The sequence below is a fragment of the Cryobacterium sp. RTC2.1 genome, assembly GCF_035018685.1.
Taxonomy (GTDB): Bacteria; Actinomycetota; Actinomycetes; order Actinomycetales; family Microbacteriaceae; genus Cryobacterium; species Cryobacterium glucosi.
Genome location: NZ_JASJXJ010000004.1, coordinates 1 through 17,055, shown reverse-complemented (window position 1 = coordinate 17,055; position 17,055 = coordinate 1). Strand labels below are relative to the sequence as shown.

The 17,055-nt window shown below is 63.3% G+C and carries 19 protein-coding genes and 2 tRNA genes; 14 read left to right on the top strand and 7 right to left on the bottom strand.

Going from position 1 to position 17,055, the window contains the following annotated elements:
* Window positions 1–43: 43 nt before the first annotated feature.
* The 4 genes from yidC to rpmH are packed head-to-tail and all read right to left on the bottom strand — an operon-like array spanning window position 44 to window position 1,905.
* Window positions 44–1,021 (bottom strand): membrane protein insertase YidC, encoded by a 978-nt coding sequence (gene yidC, locus QN357_RS01130; protein WP_134448555.1) that lies wholly within the window; start codon window positions 1,019–1,021, stop codon window positions 44–46.
* 8 nt (window positions 1,022–1,029) lie between these two features.
* Entirely contained in the window at window positions 1,030–1,341 is a 312-nt protein-coding gene (gene yidD, locus QN357_RS01125) for a membrane protein insertion efficiency factor YidD (RefSeq protein ID WP_134448656.1), read from the bottom strand.
* Between the two features lie 22 nt (window positions 1,342–1,363).
* Window positions 1,364–1,759 (bottom strand): ribonuclease P protein component, encoded by a 396-nt coding sequence (gene rnpA, locus QN357_RS01120; RefSeq protein WP_322189024.1) that lies wholly within the window; start codon window positions 1,757–1,759, stop codon window positions 1,364–1,366.
* 8 nt (window positions 1,760–1,767) lie between these two features.
* A complete protein-coding gene (gene rpmH / locus QN357_RS01115) occupies window positions 1,768–1,905 on the bottom strand; it encodes a 50S ribosomal protein L34 (RefSeq protein WP_010204566.1) in 138 nt (45 codons plus the stop codon).
* 457 nt (window positions 1,906–2,362) lie between these two features.
* Here rpmH and dnaA point away from each other — a divergent pair, with 457 nt between their 5' ends.
* From dnaA to QN357_RS01070, 9 genes are all read left to right on the top strand, one after another.
* Window positions 2,363–3,784, top strand: a complete 1,422-nt coding sequence (gene dnaA, locus QN357_RS01110) for a chromosomal replication initiator protein DnaA (protein WP_134448558.1) — start codon at window positions 2,363–2,365, stop codon at window positions 3,782–3,784.
* Window positions 3,785–4,156: 372 nt separating this feature from the next.
* Complete coding sequence (gene dnaN / locus QN357_RS01105; RefSeq protein WP_134448560.1) at window positions 4,157–5,305, top strand: DNA polymerase III subunit beta; 1,149 nt, start codon at window positions 4,157–4,159, stop codon at window positions 5,303–5,305.
* Window positions 5,306–5,313: 8 nt separating this feature from the next.
* A complete protein-coding gene (recF, locus tag QN357_RS01100) occupies window positions 5,314–6,495 on the top strand; it encodes a DNA replication/repair protein RecF (protein ID WP_134448562.1) in 1,182 nt (393 codons plus the stop codon).
* Window positions 6,488–6,976 carry a DUF721 domain-containing protein gene (locus QN357_RS01095; RefSeq protein ID WP_134558118.1) on the top strand — a complete coding sequence of 163 codons (489 nt, stop codon included), beginning with the start codon at window positions 6,488–6,490 and terminating at the stop codon, window positions 6,974–6,976. Before recF ends, QN357_RS01095 begins: the two co-directional genes overlap by 8 nt.
* Before the next feature lie 122 nt (window positions 6,977–7,098).
* Window positions 7,099–9,075: a DNA topoisomerase (ATP-hydrolyzing) subunit B gene (gyrB, locus tag QN357_RS01090; protein ID WP_134448566.1), complete on the top strand. Its 1,977-nt coding sequence runs from the start codon at window positions 7,099–7,101 to the stop codon at window positions 9,073–9,075.
* Between the two features lie 82 nt (window positions 9,076–9,157).
* A complete protein-coding gene (gyrA, locus tag QN357_RS01085; RefSeq protein WP_322189891.1) occupies window positions 9,158–11,650 on the top strand; it encodes a DNA gyrase subunit A in 2,493 nt (830 codons plus the stop codon).
* Window positions 11,643–12,053 (top strand): DUF3566 domain-containing protein, encoded by a 411-nt coding sequence (locus tag QN357_RS01080; protein ID WP_134448568.1) that lies wholly within the window; start codon window positions 11,643–11,645, stop codon window positions 12,051–12,053. Before gyrA ends, QN357_RS01080 begins: the two co-directional genes overlap by 8 nt.
* 141 nt (window positions 12,054–12,194) lie before the next feature.
* A tRNA-Ile gene (locus QN357_RS01075) sits at window positions 12,195–12,268 on the top strand.
* A gap of 73 nt (window positions 12,269–12,341) precedes the next feature.
* Window positions 12,342–12,414 (top strand) — tRNA-Ala (locus tag QN357_RS01070).
* A gap of 122 nt (window positions 12,415–12,536) precedes the next feature.
* Here QN357_RS01070 and QN357_RS01065 read toward each other — a convergent pair.
* Window positions 12,537–13,064: a hypothetical protein gene (locus tag QN357_RS01065; protein ID WP_134448570.1), complete on the bottom strand. Its 528-nt coding sequence runs from the start codon at window positions 13,062–13,064 to the stop codon at window positions 12,537–12,539.
* Between the two features lie 122 nt (window positions 13,065–13,186).
* Between QN357_RS01065 and QN357_RS01060 the strand changes: the two genes are divergently transcribed.
* Together QN357_RS01060 and QN357_RS01055 are read left to right on the top strand one after the other, a co-directional pair.
* On the top strand, window positions 13,187–13,726 hold the full coding sequence (locus QN357_RS01060; RefSeq protein ID WP_134448572.1) for a peptidylprolyl isomerase: 540 nt from the start codon (window positions 13,187–13,189) through the stop codon (window positions 13,724–13,726).
* An 11-nt stretch (window positions 13,727–13,737) separates the two neighbouring features.
* Window positions 13,738–14,577: a rhomboid family intramembrane serine protease gene (locus QN357_RS01055; protein ID WP_134448574.1), complete on the top strand. Its 840-nt coding sequence runs from the start codon at window positions 13,738–13,740 to the stop codon at window positions 14,575–14,577.
* Between the two features lie 79 nt (window positions 14,578–14,656).
* On the opposite strand, the gene QN357_RS01050 is transcribed toward QN357_RS01055, so the two are convergent.
* Complete coding sequence (locus tag QN357_RS01050; RefSeq protein ID WP_134448576.1) at window positions 14,657–14,902, bottom strand: cell division protein CrgA; 246 nt, start codon at window positions 14,900–14,902, stop codon at window positions 14,657–14,659.
* Window positions 14,903–14,982: 80 nt separating this feature from the next.
* Between QN357_RS01050 and QN357_RS01045 the strand changes: the two genes are divergently transcribed.
* The 3 genes from QN357_RS01045 to QN357_RS01035 are packed head-to-tail and all read left to right on the top strand — an operon-like array spanning window position 14,983 to window position 16,622.
* Window positions 14,983–15,816, top strand: a complete 834-nt coding sequence (locus QN357_RS01045; RefSeq protein ID WP_241985065.1) for a class E sortase — start codon at window positions 14,983–14,985, stop codon at window positions 15,814–15,816.
* A 9-nt stretch (window positions 15,817–15,825) separates the two neighbouring features.
* Window positions 15,826–15,987, top strand: a complete 162-nt coding sequence (locus QN357_RS01040) for a hypothetical protein (RefSeq protein WP_166787341.1) — start codon at window positions 15,826–15,828, stop codon at window positions 15,985–15,987.
* Window positions 15,984–16,622 carry an anthranilate synthase component II gene (locus tag QN357_RS01035; RefSeq protein WP_322136868.1) on the top strand — a complete coding sequence of 213 codons (639 nt, stop codon included), beginning with the start codon at window positions 15,984–15,986 and terminating at the stop codon, window positions 16,620–16,622. Before QN357_RS01040 ends, QN357_RS01035 begins: the two co-directional genes overlap by 4 nt.
* Before the next feature lie 103 nt (window positions 16,623–16,725).
* Here QN357_RS01035 and QN357_RS01030 read toward each other — a convergent pair.
* Window positions 16,726–17,055: HNH endonuclease signature motif containing protein (locus QN357_RS01030; protein WP_323504291.1), on the bottom strand; the 330-nt coding region annotated here is incomplete at its 5' end.

Here is a 17,055-nt window from a genome sequence, read left to right as displayed (position 1 = left end):
TTCTGTTCAGGCCCTTCGGCCTGTTCAGTCGCTTCGGACCAGTCTATTTCTTCGGGCCGGTCTGCTTCTTGGCGCGGGACTTGCCGACGGGCTGCTGACGCTGCGGCTGCTGCTTCTTCGGCTCTTCGACCACGATGATGTCGCCATCCTTCGCGATGAGCTTTCCCTTGCGCGCGAGACGCTCCTCGCGGGCCTTGGCCGCTTCACTGCCCGGTGTCGGCATGTTGCGGATGACCAGGAACTGCTGGGCCATGGTCCAGATGTTCGAGGTCAGCCAGTAGAACATGACGCCGAGCGGGAAGGCGATACCGGAGAAGGCGAAGACGAGCGGGAGTAAATACAACATCATGCGCTGCTGCTTGAACATCGGGCTCGCCTTGGTTTCCGGCGACATGTTCTTGGAGACGATCTGCAGCTGCGTGATGAACTGCGAAGCAGTCATCAGGACGACCATGGTGGCCGCGATGAGCATCACGGCGAGGTTGTACGGGCTGCCGGCCACGAGCAGCGCCCACTGCGTGGAGAACGATTCGTGCAGCGGTGCAACCCCGAACAAGGTCGCACTCCCGAAGCTCTCCGCAAGCTGGGAGTTGAGCGGACCGACGCCGGCCTTGGCGTGCTGCGCGTCGTTGAGGACGGAGAAGAGCGCGAAGAAGATCGGCATCTGCAGCAGGAGGGGAAGGCACGAGCTCAGCGGGTTCGTGCCCGTGCGCTTGTACAGTTCCATGGTCTCGCGGGACATTGCCTCGCGGGAGAACTGGTCCTTCTTACCCTTGTACTTGTCCTGGATCTTCTTGAGCTGGGGAGCGACCTCGAGCATCTTGCGCTGGCTGCGAATCTGCCGTACAAAGATGGGGATGAGCGCGGCGCGCACGACGAGCACGAGTCCCACGATCGCGAGCACCCAGGTGATGCCATCGTTGTAGCCGAGGCCAACGGTCGTGAACAACCAGTGGAAGGCGACGAGCAGGAGCTCGACAGCCCATTTCAAAGGCCAGAGAATCGTACCTAGGAGGTCCATACTTTGGGTCAGCCCTTTCCGTGGCTCACTGGGACTACAAATCCAAACGACGTCACGGCGTAGCGACGCTTGCGCTTCAGCGGAACGTCATCGACTCCGCCTTCGGCCCACGGATGACACCGGGCCAGCCGGCGTGCAGCCAGACCGGACCCGATTACAAGGCCATGTTCCTGAACGGCGCCGAGTGCGTACGCCGAACAAGAGGGATAGTACCTGCAAACGTCGCCATACAGCGGTGAGATCACCGCGCGGTAGACGCGCAGGAGCACAACCCCCAGATTGCGTGGGAGCAGAAGGACCCACGCCAACACCGTCTTCACGAGGTCGACCATCGCGGGCTACTCATCGGGAGGGCAGTCGTTCCGGCCGGCGATGGCCGGATCCGGTCATGCCCGCCGCAATTCGGCGCTGGAAACTCAGGAGGGCCTGGCTGACTTCGGCCTGCAAAACCGGCCACTCCACTTCGTGCGCCGCAGGAAGTGCGCGAATGACGACATCCGTGCCCGGGTTCACCGTAGGGAGCAGACCGAAGCACGCCGCCTTCAGGCGACGTCGCATTCGGTTGCGCCGGACGGCGTTCCCCACGTTTTTGGCGACGATGAAACCAAACCGAGGGGGTAAGCCCTCGGAATTGTCACGCAGGTACGTCACGAAATGCGGACCAACAACACGCACGCCACGGCGAACGACCATCTTGTAGTCGTTGCCGCTCGTGATGCGATTGGTCCCCGCGAGCACGTGAGTGCTTAGGCGGAAAGCTCGGTGCGACCCTTGCGACGGCGGGCACCGAGGATCGCGCGGCCGGCACGGGTACGCATGCGAAGACGGAAGCCGTGCACCTTGGCGCGACGACGGTTGTTCGGCTGGAAAGTTCTCTTGCTCATTGTGTGGTCTCCACGTATTGAATCTCCGCAGGCCAAAAAATGTAGAACGGCCGGGAAAGAGTGAGGTAGCCCGCGGGCTGGGGTCAACTGATTAAAACTACGGCCTCAATCGGTGCTGGTCAAACCCGACGGCGGTAAACGGCAGATTCTGCAGATGTTTTCTCGGTTTCCGGTCAACGACACGTACCGAATCCACAACAGAGTTGGCCGCCGCGGCAGACATTGACTACCGTGAGGACAAGTTATCCACAGGCAGCCCGCAATGCCTGTAAAACACAGCCCGAATTGCGCACAGGCGGTGGATAACCTTGTGGATGCTTTTGCTGAGGCCGTCGATTCGGCCCACACTGGTGTCGACTCTTCCGGCAGTTCCGGGTGCATTCAAGAAATCATCGACAGTACCGACACGCAGTTTCAACACACAGCGTTTCACCAGACAGTATCGACAGAGGGAACAATGGCAGCCGAAGAACAACCGATCGCGGACACCTGGCGGGCAGTGCTCACCAGCCTCGAATCGGATGACACCATCACCCCGATGCTCTACGGCTTCCTGAACCTGGTCGAACCCAAGGGCATCGCGGCCGGCACGTTCTATCTCGAAGTACCGAACGAGTTCACCGCGAGCATGCTGAACCAGCGGATGCGGGTGCCGCTGCTCGCCGCGATGGGTCAACTGTCCGAGGCGAGCGCGGTCTCGACCTTCTACGTCGTCGTCAATCCCGAACTCGAGCAGGAGTCGCTCCGTCCGGTCCAGGAGTCCGCACTGCCCAGGGACGTCGAGACACCCGCGACGCCCCAATCGGTTTTCGAGAGCGCGCCGCCCGTCGAGAGCCCGCACGACACCCGGCTCAATTCCAAGTACAGCTTCGACAACTTCGTGATCGGGCAGTCGAACCGGTTCGCGCACGCCGCCGCCGTCGCCGTTGCCGAGGCACCGGCCAAGGCGTACAACCCCCTCTTCGTCTACGGCTCCTCCGGATTGGGAAAGACCCACCTGCTCCACGCCATCGGCCACTACGCCATGAGCCTCTATCCCGGCATCCGAGTGCGTTATGTCAGTTCAGAAGAGTTCACCAACGACTTCATCAACTCGATCGCCAACAACCGCGGCTCGGCATTCCAGTCCCGGTATCGCAATATCGACATCCTGATGATCGACGACATCCAGTTCCTGCAGGGCAAGGCGGAGACCCAAGAGGCGTTCTTCCACACCTTCAACACCCTGCACGACCACAACAAGCAGGTCGTCATCACGAGCGACCTGCCGCCGAAGGCCCTGACCGGTTTCGAAGACCGCATGAGGTCCCGTTTCGAGTGGGGCCTCATCACGGATGTCCAGGCCCCCGACCTCGAGACCCGCATCGCCATCCTGCGCAAGAAGGCCCAGAGCGAGAAGCTCCAGGTTCCCCACGACATCCTCGAATTCATGGCGTCCAAGGTCTCATCCAACATCCGCGAGCTCGAGGGAACCCTGATCAGGGTCACGGCCTTCGCGAGCCTCAACCGAACGCCCGTCGACATGGACCTCGTCCAGACGGTGCTCAAGGACCTGATCACCCTCGACGAAGACAACGTCATCGCGCCGGTCGACATCATCACCAACACGGCGGACTACTTCAAGCTCACCGTCGAGGACCTCTATGGCTCCTCACGCTCCCAAGCCGTTGCCACGGCTCGACAGATCGCGATGTACCTCTGCCGCGAGCTCACCAATCTCTCCCTCCCGAAGATCGGCCAGCTGTTCGGCAACCGGGACCATACGACGGTGATGTACGCGAACAAGAAGATCAGCGAACTCATGAAGGAACGCCGCTCGATCTACAACCAGGTCACGGAGCTCACCAACCGCATCAAACAGGACCACCGCTACAAATAAGCCGCAGAATCCCTCAGTTTTCACAGTTGTGGATAACCCTGTGGAAACTCGTCGAACAACTTGTCTGAATTTGTGGAAACTACCGTCCAGCTTGTGCAAACTCCGCTGGTGGCAAGGCTCGCCCTGAACCGGGGGACGATTAACGCTCACAGGCTGCCCACAAGTTACATGTTTGTAGTTCCCAGTGAATGAGCCGCATCCACAGAGTTATCCACAGTTTCCACAACGGTTAAGAAGATTAACAAAAACTTAAACTTCTCTCTGGCCGACAACCTTTCCTCCGACACCGGAGGAAACCGAGCGACGCCGGGGCCGTTGTGAGAACGACTACCATTGAGGCCAAACAGGTCTCCGACCGACAGGAGTGACTTCGTGAGATTTCAGGCCAACCGGGACGTTTTCAGCGAAGCCGTTTCTTTTGCTGTCAAACTCCTTCCCCAGCGCACCACGCTGCCCATTTTGAGCGGTGTGCTGATCGAAGCAACAGCGACCGGCTTGATCCTCTCGTCATTCGACTATGAGGTGTCCGCGCAAACCGAAATCGCCGCCGAGGTCGAAGAGACCGGACGGGTTCTCGTGTCCGGTCGCCTCCTCGCCGAGATCGCCAGCCGGATGCCGAACGCCCCCGTCACATTCGTGACCAAGGACTCCCGCATCACGGTCAGCTGTGGAACCGCGAGCTTCACGCTCCTGTCCATGCCTGTCGAGGAATATCCAAGCATCCCGGTCGTCAGCGGCCAGGCCGGCCTGGTTCCCGCCGAAGATTTCGCCGCTGCCGTCGCCCAGGTCGCCGTCGCCGCATCGCGTGACGACGTCACGCCGGTCATCACGGGTGTCCAGCTGCAGATTTCCGAAAACAGCCTGAGCCTCGTCGCGACAGACCGCTACCGTGTCGCCGTGCGAGAAATCGACTGGGACCCCGGAACGATGGTCGCGACAGACACCATCACCGCGCTCGTACCCGCACGTACCCTGCAGGAAGTCGGCAAGACCTTCGGACACAGCGGCACGATCTCCGTCGCGATCACCAACACCGACGATCGAGAACTGATCGCATTCACCGCCGACAAGAAGACCGTCACAAGCCTGTTGATCAAGGGCAACTACCCGCCGGTTCGCCGGCTGTTCCCCGACCAGGTCGACAACTACGCCGTGATGAATACCGCGGAACTGATCGAGGCCACCCGCCGTGTCGCTCTCGTACTCGAACGCGAGGCTGCGCTGCGTTTCTCCTTCACGACCGAGGGACTCACGCTCGAAGCGGTCGGTTCCGAACAGGCACAGGCCAAGGAATCCGTCGATGCGATCCTGTCCGGCGTCGAAACCGTTGTTTCCCTCAAGCCGCAATTCCTGCTGGACGGCCTCACGGCCGTGCACTCGGAATTCGTGCGGATCTCCTTCACGAAGACGGAAAACCCGAACAAGCCGGGCCCTGTCCTGATCACGAGCCAGAGTTCGCGCGACCAGCCGGGAGCTGACAGCTACAAGTACTTGCTCCAGCCGAACCTGCTGTTGCGCTAAGAACTCCGGTGCGGGTAACTCACCTGTCCCTGACCGACTTCCGCAACTATGCGCAGGTCGAGGTTCCGTTCCAGCCGGGACCGAACCTCATCGTCGGGAGCAACGGCCAGGGGAAGACCAACCTGGTCGAGGCCCTCGGCTTCCTGAGCACACTGGGTTCGCACCGGGTGTCGACGACGGCCGCGATGATCAGGTCCGGCGAGGAATCCGCGATCATCCGGGCCAAACTCGAGTACAACGGCCGGGACCTCCTCGCCGAAGTGCAGATCAACCGCTCGGGACTGAACCGGGCGCAGATCAACCGTTCGGTGATCAAGACGAGGGAACTGCCGCGGTATTTCTCGAGCGTCCTGTTCGCTCCGGAAGACCTCGCGCTCGTCCGCGGCGACCCGTCTGGACGACGCCGTTTTCTCGACCAGCTGCTCGTCCTCCGGTCTCCGCGTCTCACCGGTGTGCTCGCCGACTACGACAGGGTGCTCCGGCAGCGCAATTCCCTGTTGAAATCGGCGAGGGCGTCCGGATTGCGCACAACCCAGCTCGGAACCCTCGAAGTGTGGGACGACCGTCTCGTGGAATTCGGTTCGGAGATCATCGACGAGCGGGCGAAGCTCGTCGAAGAGCTCGGCACACCCCTCCGCACTGCATATGAGGCCGTCGTCGGCGCCGATCACGGGCCGGCCCTGCTCGGCGCACTCAGTATCCTCGGACTGGATGACACCCTCGGCAGCGAGGAGGACACTCCCTCCGGAGCATCGGTCGGCACGAATGATGCCGGAGCGAAGGAGGCAGGGGCGACCGCCGACCTGTTCCGTGCATCCCTGGCCGGTGTGCGCAGGAAGGAACTCGACCGCGGGATGACCCTCGTCGGACCGCATCGCGACGATGTGGTGTTCATGCTCAATGCCCTGCCGGCGCGTGGGTATGCGAGCCATGGCGAATCCTGGTCGTTCGCCCTCGCGCTCAAGCTCGCAGCCGCCGAACTCCTGCGCAGGGACTCCTCGAGTGGGGATCCTGTCCTCATCCTCGACGACGTCTTCGCCGAACTCGACCAATCGCGCCGCAGCCGCCTCGCAGCCGCGGTCCTGGGATTCGACCAGGTGCTCATCACGGCAGCCGTGTTCGAGGATGTCCCCAAGCAACTGGCCGCGCACACGATTCACATCCACGCCGGGGAGGTCATCGATGGCTGAGCAGAGCGAGGCAGCACGGGTCTACCTGCGCTTCAAGGACGTGTTCGGCGACCCGAACGCGAAGCGTGTCAGGGCGAGGCGCCGGGTGCGGGACGACACCGGCTCGAGTGTCCCGTTCGGCATCGGCCGCGATCCGCGTGGCCTCGGGGACACAATCGACTCCCTGACCCTGCAACTGGGCTGGAACTCACCCCTCGCGCAGTCGGAACTGCTCGCATCCTGGATCGAACTCGCCGGTGAGGAAACCTCGAAACACTCCACTCCCGCCGGCATCGACGAGGGCGTCCTGACCGTGCACTGCGAGTCGACGGCGTGGGCGACTCAGCTGCGCATGATGCGTGTCGAAATCATGACGCACATCTCCGTCCGGTATCCGGACGCGGGCATCCTGTCAATCCGTTTTCAGGGACCCAACGCTCCCTCCTGGAAAAAGGGTCCCAGATCAATTCCAGGGCGCGGTCCACGCGATACCTACGGCTAGGGAGCCAAAACAGGTCAACCGACTAGGCAAAACGCGTCAGATCCCCGTTTATGGCCGGGAGACCATGCCCTGTTTGGTAGACTCAAGGGTCGCCCGCGCGACGGTCAGGAGCTCCATAACAGATGTCAGTCGAACCATTGATCGAGCCGGAGCATGGATACGGCGCCGACGATATCCAGGTCCTCGAAGGACTTGAAGCCGTTCGGAAGCGCCCCGGTATGTATATCGGGTCGACCGGCCCCCGAGGTCTGCACCACCTGGTCTACGAGATTGTGGACAATTCGGTGGACGAGGCCCTCGCGGGACACTGCGACACGATCGGCATCGAGATCCTCGCCGACGGAGCCGTGCGCGTCGCCGACAACGGGCGAGGAATCCCCGTCGACATTCACAAGGCGGAGGGCCGTTCGACGGTCGAGGTCGTCCTGACCGTGCTCCACGCCGGTGGAAAGTTCGGCGGCGGCGGTTATTCAGTCTCCGGCGGCCTCCACGGCGTCGGCAGCTCCGTGGTCAACGCGCTGTCCTCCCGGCTCGACGTCGCGGTTCGTCGCCAGGGCCACGTGTGGCGGCAGAGTTTCCACGACGGTGTCCCCTTCGCCCCGCTGAGCCAGGACGAAGCCTCGGACGAGACCGGAACGACGATCACGTTCTGGCCGAGCGCCGAGACCTTCGAGACCACGGACTTCGACTTCGAAACCCTGCGGGCCCGTTTCCAGCAGATGGCGTTCCTTAATAAGGGGCTCACCATCACGCTCACCGACGAACGACCGGAGCACCTCGACGCAGAGGGCGCACCGATACACAAGACCTTCATGTACGAGAAGGGACTCGTCGACTATGTCGAGTATCTCAACCGTGCCAAGAAGGCCGAACTCGTCAACGAAGAGATCATCTCCTTCGAGTTCGAAGACCACGAACGCAAGATGGCGCTCGAAGTGGCCATGCAGTGGACCACCGCGTATACGGAGAGCGTCCACACCTACGCGAACACGATCAATACCCATGAGGGCGGCACCCACGAAGAGGGTTTCCGCGCAGCGCTCACGACCCTCGTCAACAAGTACGCGAGGGAAAAGGGCATCCTCAAGGAAAAGGACGACAACCTCACCGGCGACGATGTGCGTGAAGGCCTGACCGCCGTCGTGTCGATCAAACTCGCCGAACCGCAGTTCGAGGGCCAGACCAAGACGAAGCTCGGCAACACAGAGGCGAAGTCCTTCGTGCAGAAGGTCGCCAACGACCAGCTCTCCGACTGGTTCAACCGCAACCCGATCTCGGCCAAGGAGATCATCCGCAAGGCCCTCCAGGCCTCGAACGCCCGGATGGCGGCCCGCAAGGCGCGCGAAACCGCCCGACGCAAGGGCCTCCTCGAGGGCGGCGGCATGCCGGGCAAGCTCAAGGACTGCCAGAGCAAGGACCCGTCGCTCTCCGAGATCTTCATTGTCGAGGGTGACTCGGCCGGCGGCTCCGCCGTCCAGGGCCGGAACCCGGAATACCAGGCGATCCTGCCCCTTCGCGGGAAGATCCTGAACGTGGAGAAGGCCCGGCTCGACCGTGCCCTCGGCAACGCAGAAGTCCAGGCCATGATCACGGCGTTCGGCGCCGGCATGGGCGAGGAATTCAACCCGGACAAGGTGCGCTATCACAAGATCGTCCTGATGGCCGATGCGGATGTCGACGGCCAGCACATCACGACCCTCCTGCTGACCCTGTTGTTCCGGTACATGAGGCCGCTCATCGACCTCGGCTACGTGTACCTCGCGCAGCCGCCGCTGTACCGGCTCAAATGGACGAATGCCCCGCACGAATACGTCTACTCCGACAAGGAGCGCGACGCGCTGCTCGCCGACGGCGCTGCTGCGGGCAAGCGGATCCCCAAGGACAACGGCATCCAGCGCTACAAGGGCCTCGGCGAGATGGACTACAAGGAGCTGTGGGAAACCACGATGGCGCCTGAGACCCGCACGCTGCTCCAGGTCACGCTCGACGACGCAGCGGCTGCCGACGAGATTTTCTCCACACTGATGGGCGAGGACGTCGAGTCCCGCCGCAACTTCATCCAGAAGAACGCGAAGGACGTGCGTTTCCTTGACATCTGACGACACCACCAACAACACGACCAACGAAGAGACCGCAGCGGAGGCCGCCGCGAAGGCGGCTCATCTCGAGCAGCACGGCAAGATCGACCAGGTCGACCTGCAGCTCGAGATGCAGCGCTCCTACCTCGACTACGCCATGAGCGTCATCGTCGGGCGTGCGCTTCCCGACGTGCGTGACGGCATGAAGCCCGTGCACCGCCGCGTGATCTACGCCATGTTCGACGGCGGCTACCGCCCGGACAAGGCGTTCAGCAAGTGCGCGCGCGTCGTCGGCGACGTGATGGGTCAGTTCCACCCCCACGGTGACTCCTCCATCTACGACGCCCTCGTCCGGCTGGTGCAGCCCTGGAGCCTGCGGTACCCGCTCGCCCTGGGGCAGGGAAACTTCGGCTCCCCCGGAAACGACGGCGCTGCCGCCCCGCGGTACACCGAGACGAAGATGGCCCCGCTCGCCCTCGAAATGGTGCGCGACATCGACGAGGACACCGTCGACTTCCAGGACAACTACGACGGCCGCACGCTCGAACCCACCGTGCTCCCCTCGCGCTTCCCGAACCTTCTCGTCAACGGTTCGGTCGGCATCGCCGTCGGCATGGCCACCAACATCCCGCCGCACAACCTGCGCGAGGTATCCGCCGGCGCCCTCTGGTACCTGCAGAACCCGGACGCGACCCGCGAGGAGCTTCTGGAAGCCCTCATCCAGCGGATCAAGGGACCAGACTTCCCCACCGGCGCCCAGATCCTCGGGATCAAGGGCATCCAGGATGCCTATCGCACCGGTCGCGGGTCCATCACGATGCGGGCCGTCGTCAGCATCGAAGAGCTCCAGGGTCGCACCTGCCTCGTGATCACCGAGCTGCCGTACCAGGTCAACCCGGACAACCTCGCGATCAAGATCGCCGACCTCGTCAAGGACGGCAAGATCGGTGGCATCGCCGACATCCGCGATGAGACCTCCGGCCGCACCGGCCAGCGCCTCGTGATCGTGCTCAAACGCGACGCGGTCGCGAAGGTCGTCCTGAACAACCTCTACAAGCACACCCCGCTGCAGGAGAACTTCGGCGCGAACATGCTCGCGATCGTCGACGGGGTGCCGCGCACGCTTCCCCTCGACGGTTTCGTCTCCGCCTGGGTCGACCACCAGGTCGACGTCATCGTGCGGCGCACCCAGTTCCGGCTCAACAAGGCCGAAGCGGATGCGCACATCCTGCGCGGGTACCTCAAGGCCCTCGACGCCCTCGACGAGGTGATCGCGCTCATCCGCCGGTCTCTGACCGTCGACGACGCCCGCACCGGCCTGATGGACCTCCTGGACGTGGACAAGCTCCAGGCCGACGCCATCCTGACCATGCAGCTGCGACGCCTCGCGGCCCTGGAGCGTCAGAAGATCATCGACCAGGCCGCCGAACTCGAGCTGCAGATCGTCGAGTTCCAGTCGATCCTCGCGAGCCCGGAGCGCCAGCGCACGATCATCAGCGACGAACTCACCGAGATCACCACGAAATTCGGCGACGACCGGCGGACCGAGATCATGTTCGGCTTCGACGGCGACATGTCGGTCGAGGACCTCATCCCCGAAGAGGAGATGGTGGTCACCGTCACGCGCGGCGGCTACATCAAGCGCACCCGCAGCGACAACTACCGCAACCAGCACCGCGGCGGCAAGGGCGTCAAGGGTGCCCAGCTGCGCGCGGACGACGTCGTGGAGCACTTCTTCGTCACGACCACCCACCACTGGCTGCTGTTCTTCACGAACACCGGCCGGGTCTATCGCGCCAAGGCGTACGAGGCCCAGGAATCCGGTCGCGACGCCAAGGGCCAGCACGTTGCCAACCTGCTCGCACTGCAGCCGGGCGAGGAGATCGCGCAGATCCTCGACATCCGCGACTACGGGGCGGCCCAGTACCTCACGCTCGCCACTCGCGACGGCCTGATCAAGAAGACGGCCCTGAGCGAGTACGACACGAACCGTACCGGCGGAATCATCGCGATCAAGCTGCGCGAGGGCGACGAACTCGTCTCCGCGCTGCTCGTGGAGGAAGACTCGGACCTGCTGCTCGTGTCCAGGAAGGGAATGTCGATCCGGTTCACCGCGAGCGACGAAGCCCTCCGGCCGATGGGCCGCAGCACTTCCGGCGTGATCGGGATGCACTTCCGCGGGGATGACCGGCTGCTCGACGCATCCGTTGTCTCCGACGACGGCTACGTGTTCGTCGTGACGGAGGGCGGATACGCCAAGCGCACCGCGGCCGATCAGTACCGCCTGCAGAACCGTGGCGGACTCGGTATCAAGGTCGCGAAACTCAACGATGATCGCGGGGACCTCGTCGGGTCCCTTATCGTGGATGACGAGGACGAAGTACTCGTGGTCCTTGCCAGTGGCAAGGTGGTACGCTCTGACGTCGCAGAAGTCCCTGCCAAGGGACGGGACACGATGGGCGTCGTCTTCGCTAAGTTTGCGGAAGAAGACCGGATCATCGCCATTGCGAAGAACTCCGAACGTAACCTGATCGTCGAGGAAACTGCGGACGAGCCGGAGAGCGATTCGGGAGAGGAAGAACCGTTAGATGAGTAGTGTTGCTGAGAAACTTGCCAAGAAGTCCGGCCGGAGGCCCACTGTGACAACCAAGCAGGTGCGGCTCAAGCTGGTGTACATCGACTTCTGGTCGGCGGTGAAGCTGTCGTTCCTGATCGCCCTGTGCCTCGGCATCGTGACCATCGTCGCGACCTTCCTGATCTTCACGGTGCTCAACGGCACCGGGATCTTCGGCAAGATCGACGCGCTGTACGCCGATATCGCGGGGTCTTCCTCCGATCTGGCCAGCATCCTGTCCATCGGTAATGTCATGGGCTTCGCTGTCGTCGTGGCGGTGCTGAACACGGTCGTCATCACGGCCCTGGGTGCCGTCTACGCCGTGCTGTACAACCTGAGCGTGAAGATCACCGGCGGACTGCTCGTCGGCTTCACGAACAACTAGCTCGACCTTCTCCACCCGCTCCACCCGCGTCACCCGCTCCACCCGCGTCACCGCCTCCCAATCGGGCAGCATCCGAAACGAATCGGCTGCTCGATTGGGAGAAACCGGAGGTTTCCGGTAGTCTCAAATCTGCCCAATAAGGGGGATATAGCTCAGTTGGTTAGAGCGCTTCACTGATAATGAAGAGGTCCCAGGTTCAAATCCCGGTATCCCCACGCAGTTACAGTTTTATGCAGTCGCAGTTATAAGAAGTACCGGCCGTTCCGGCCATCACCCCCGTGAATGTACGGGGCCATAGCTCAATTGGTAGAGCGCCTGCTTTGCAAGCAGGAGGTCCGGGGTTCGATTCCCCGTGGCTCCACAATCTGCACGAGAATGAATCCTGCACGAGAATGAATCCTGCACGAGAATGAATCCTGCACGAGAATGACAGAAGGCCCGCATCCAGTGGATGCGGGCCTTCTTTGTGTCTCTGTCTGTCTGTTACGACTCGACGGACGATGCGTTCTTGGGCTCGTCGTCGGCGACCCAGAGCTCGTCATCGGCGCGGAACGTCTGCCAGACGGCGTATGCGACTCCTGCGGCGGCGGCCAGGGCGACACCGAGCGCGATGTATGCGCCGGCCCCCGGGCCCTTCTTCTCGATCACAACGGGCTGCTGGAAGTGCAGGCGGCTCAGGGCCGCACGAACGCGGGCATCCCTGGCGACGTCTCCGACGCTCATGACGGTGCCGATAGCAGTGCCGATGCCGGGAAGCACCTTCGTGACGACCTGGCTGCGCACATCCTCTGCGAGATCCTGCGTTGCCTGGATCTTCGGGCGTACCAACTGGTCGTAGCTGTCGCGGACACGGGGAACGACTTCCTCGCGGGTGAGCACCCCCGCCTGGTGTGCGGCATCACGTGCGAGCACGTTTGCCCGATCGAGAACCTCCTGCTGGTGGTTCCACAACTCGTCTGCGCTCTTGCGCAGCTTCGTAAGTTCCTTGCGGCGCTTGCGTGACAGGCTCATCTGGACCCTCCATCGATGTCATGTGGCGAACACCATCCATCTTGCCACGCAATACCGCAAGAGGGCTTCGGATGGCGTGGACGGTCAGGATCCGTCTTCGCGCCTGTGCAAGAATTGACCCCATGTCAAAGCACACCGCCGTCGCAACGCTCAATACATCGCTCGGACCGATCAAGGTCAACCTCTTCGGCAACCACGCGCCGAAGACGGTGAAGAACTTCGTGGGCCTCGCCACCGGCGAGATCGAATGGAAGCACCCCGGCACTGGCAAGGTCTCGAAGACTCCCCTCTATGACGGGACCGTCTTCCACCGCATCATCAAGGACTTCATGATCCAGGCCGGCGACCCGCTCGGCCAGGGCACCGGTGGCCCCGGCTTCCAGTTCGACGACGAGATCAGCCCCGACCTCGACTTCACCCAGCCGTACGTCTTCGCGATGGCCAACGCCGGCATCCAGGGCGGCCGCGGCACCAACGGGTCGCAGTTCTTCATCACTGTCGTCCCGACCACGTGGCTGCAGGGCAAGCACACCATCTTCGGCGCAGTCGAGGACGAGGCCTCCCGTGCCATCGTCGCGAAGCTTGCCACCGTGCCGACCGATGGCCGTGACCGTCCCCTCACCGAGGTCGTCATCGAGTCCGTCACCGTCGAGCAGGTCTAGGCCCACTTCGAATGACTGACCTGCCCGGATCCGCAGCCAATTTCTGCTATCGGCATCCGGGCAGGCAAAGCTTCATCCTCTGTCAGCGCTGCGGCCGCACCATCTGCCCGGAGTGCCAGACACAGGCCGCCGTCGGCGTGATCTGCCCCGAGTGCATGAAGGAGCAGCGGCAGAACGCCCCGCGCACCCGCCCGGCCCTGCTGACCCGCATCTCCTCGAGCCGTGGGCCCGTCGTCACGTACGGCATCATCGGGGTCACCTTCGCCGTGTTCCTGCTGCAGCTCGTCCCGGGATTCGACGTGACGAGCGCATTGCTCTATGCGGGCATCTACTCGTACCCCGGCAGTTTCGAGCCATGGCGGATGCTCACCAGTGTCTTCGTCCACTCGACCGGCTTCATCTTCCACGTGCTTCTCAACATGTACACACTGTGGATATTCGGCCAGATCCTCGAGGGGATGCTCGGCCGCGGTCGATTCCTCGCCCTGTACCTGCTGAGCGGCCTCGCCGGTTCGCTCGGGGTGTTGTTCCTCGCTGGTCCGCTCACACCGGTCGTCGGGGCATCCGGTGCGATCTTCGGCCTGATGGGCGCGTTCCTGGTAATTCAGAGGCGCCTCGGAGGCAACTCGACACAATTGCTGATCCTGGTCGGAATCAACCTCGTGATCGGCTTCCTGCCGAACCTCAATGTTGCCTGGCAGGCGCATGTCGGCGGCCTGATCGGCGGTGCGATCCTCGGCCTGATCTACGTGCAGACTCGGCGCAGCAAGCACCAGTCGCTGCAGAACTGGCTTGTCGCGGCCTTCGCGATCGTGCTCGTCGCCCTGAGTTTCGTCAAGTTCCTGGGCTGAAAGTTATCCACAGGTCTGTCCACAACTGGGGATAATTACACCGGTGTAATTGACCCCCAAAAGGGGGGTAACCGAGAGGTTAACGCCAGCGGGTCGTCATCAGGAAGCCGACGAAGGCGATCCCGAATCCAACGAGGATGTTCCAGGAGCCGAGGCCGGCGATCGGCAGGGTGCCCTGGCTCACGTAGAAGACGATGATCCATGCCAGTCCGATGAGCATGAAGCCGAACATGACTGGTTTGAACCAGACGGCGTTCGGGGCGTCCTCGCCAGAGCGAACGACCTCGGTGCGGGCGGGCTTGGTGCGGGGATTCGTTCGTGCCATGCCTGCGATTCTAGCGCCATTGCCCATCAGGCGACCTCTCCAGGGCCTGCCGGCCACCACTGCCGATTAGAATCGGAACCATGTCCGACGCCACCCCGCCCGCTGCGCCAGCGGAGAGTCGCCGCGAGCGGCGCGCTTCCCGGCGCCGCAGGCCGGTGAGTGTGATCGGTGTCATCGGTGAAGTGCTCATCACGGGTGGCGTTCTCGTTTTCCTCTTCATCGCCTGGCAACTGTGGTGGAACGACCTCGTCGTTGCGGGGGAACAGGCGAGTGCGGCCAACCAGATCAGCCAGCAGTGGATCGGCGACGCACAGGCGGCCAGCGCGACGCCAGCGCCGACCGCCACGAACACGCCGACGGCCGTTCCCGTCCAGACGCCGGGCTTCGGGACTCCCGTCGTCAGCGTCGCCCCGGGGGAGGCGCAGCCGTTCGCCGTGCTGTATGTGCCCCGCTATGGCGCCGCGTACTCGCGCACCATCGCTGAGGGCGTCGGCCACAACGTGCTCAACAGTCCACGCCTCGGCATCGGGCATTACCCCGGCACTCAGATGCCCGGCGAGGTCGGGAACTTCGTCGTGGCCGCTCACCGCAGCGCCAATGGCGGCGGCATGCACCTGATCAACGAGTTTCAGCTCGGCGATCCCATTTTCGTGCAGACGGCCGACGGCTACTACACGTACCGGTTCCGTGACCTGGAATACGTGCAACCGACCGACGTGGGCGTGCTCGCCGCAGTCCCGCATGCGCCGGGGGCCACCGCGACCGATCGCATCATCACCCTCACGAGTTGCAATCCGCTCTATTCGACGGCGGAACGCATCATCGCCTACGGCGTCTTCGATTCCTGGCAGCCGATCTCGGCCGGCCCGCCCGCGGAACTCGCCGCCATCATCGCAGCCCAGGCCGCGGGCTAGGAGGCTCATATGTACGCAGCACTGTGGCGGGTCCTCCCCGGCCCGCTCTGGCTCCGCATCCTCCAGGTGCTGGTGCTCATCGCTCTTGTCCTCTTCGTCCTCGCCACGTGGGTTTTCCCGTGGGTGGACACCATCGTCAATAGCCAGGAATCGACGGTCGGCACCCCATGACCCGCATACTCGTGATCGACAACTACGACAGCTTCGTCTACACGCTCAACGGCTACCTGATGGAGCTCGGAGCTGAGACCGAGGTCGTGCGAAACGACGCCTTTCCACCAGAGGACGCCGCAGCGCGCATCGCCGAATTCGACGGTGTGCTGCTCTCGCCGGGGCCGGGGAAGCCTGCGGACGCGGGCGTTTCCATCGCAGTCGTGCTGGCCGCGTTCGAGGCCGGCTCGCCGCTCTTCGGCGTGTGCCTGGGGCACCAGGCGATCGCGGAGGCTTTCGGGGCCACGGTGACGAACGCCGAGGAGCTCATGCACGGCAAGACGAGCCAGGTCACGCACGACGACAGCGCTTTCTACGCGGGCGTTCCGCAGCCCTTCACGGCGACCCGGTACCACTCGCTCGCCGTCGTCGATTCCACCGTTCCGAGCGACCTTGTCGTGACCTCGCGGACGGCTGGCGGGGTGATCATGGGGCTGCGGCACGCATCCGCTCCGATTCTCGGCGTGCAGTTCCACCCGGAATCGGTCCTGACCGAGGGCGGCTACCTCATGCTTGCCAACTGGCTGGCCCTCACCGGCCTGCCAGGGGCCCAGGAGACCGCGCGGGGACTCCACCCCATCCTCAAGCTCTCCTAGGGGTAGTCCGAGCGGCTGTGCTCCGACATGAGGGGCCGCGGTCGCTCCGTTGTGGTGTTCGGTTCAAGGCTTCAACGGTTCAATGCCGGGCGGTCGCGCCTGGTCAGTCGCGGTTGGGTGGTCCGGTGAGGACCTGGTGGGCGCGGTGCCTGTTCGGCGGCCGCCAGAGCCGTTGCGGATCGATCAACCCGGGGGCCCGCACCTGCGGTGAGCCCTTCACCATTCGGATCTCCCACCCGGAGGTATCGATGCTGTGGTGGTGGAACCAGCACAGTAGGACCCCGTTGTCGACGGTCGTGGGCCCGTCCTTCGCCCAGGGCTTCACGTGGTGCACTTCGGCCCAGTGCGCCGGGGCCTTGCACCCGGGGATGATGCAGCCGCCGTCCCGGGCGGTGATCGCCCGGCGCTGGGCCCGGTTGAAGTACCGTCGTTC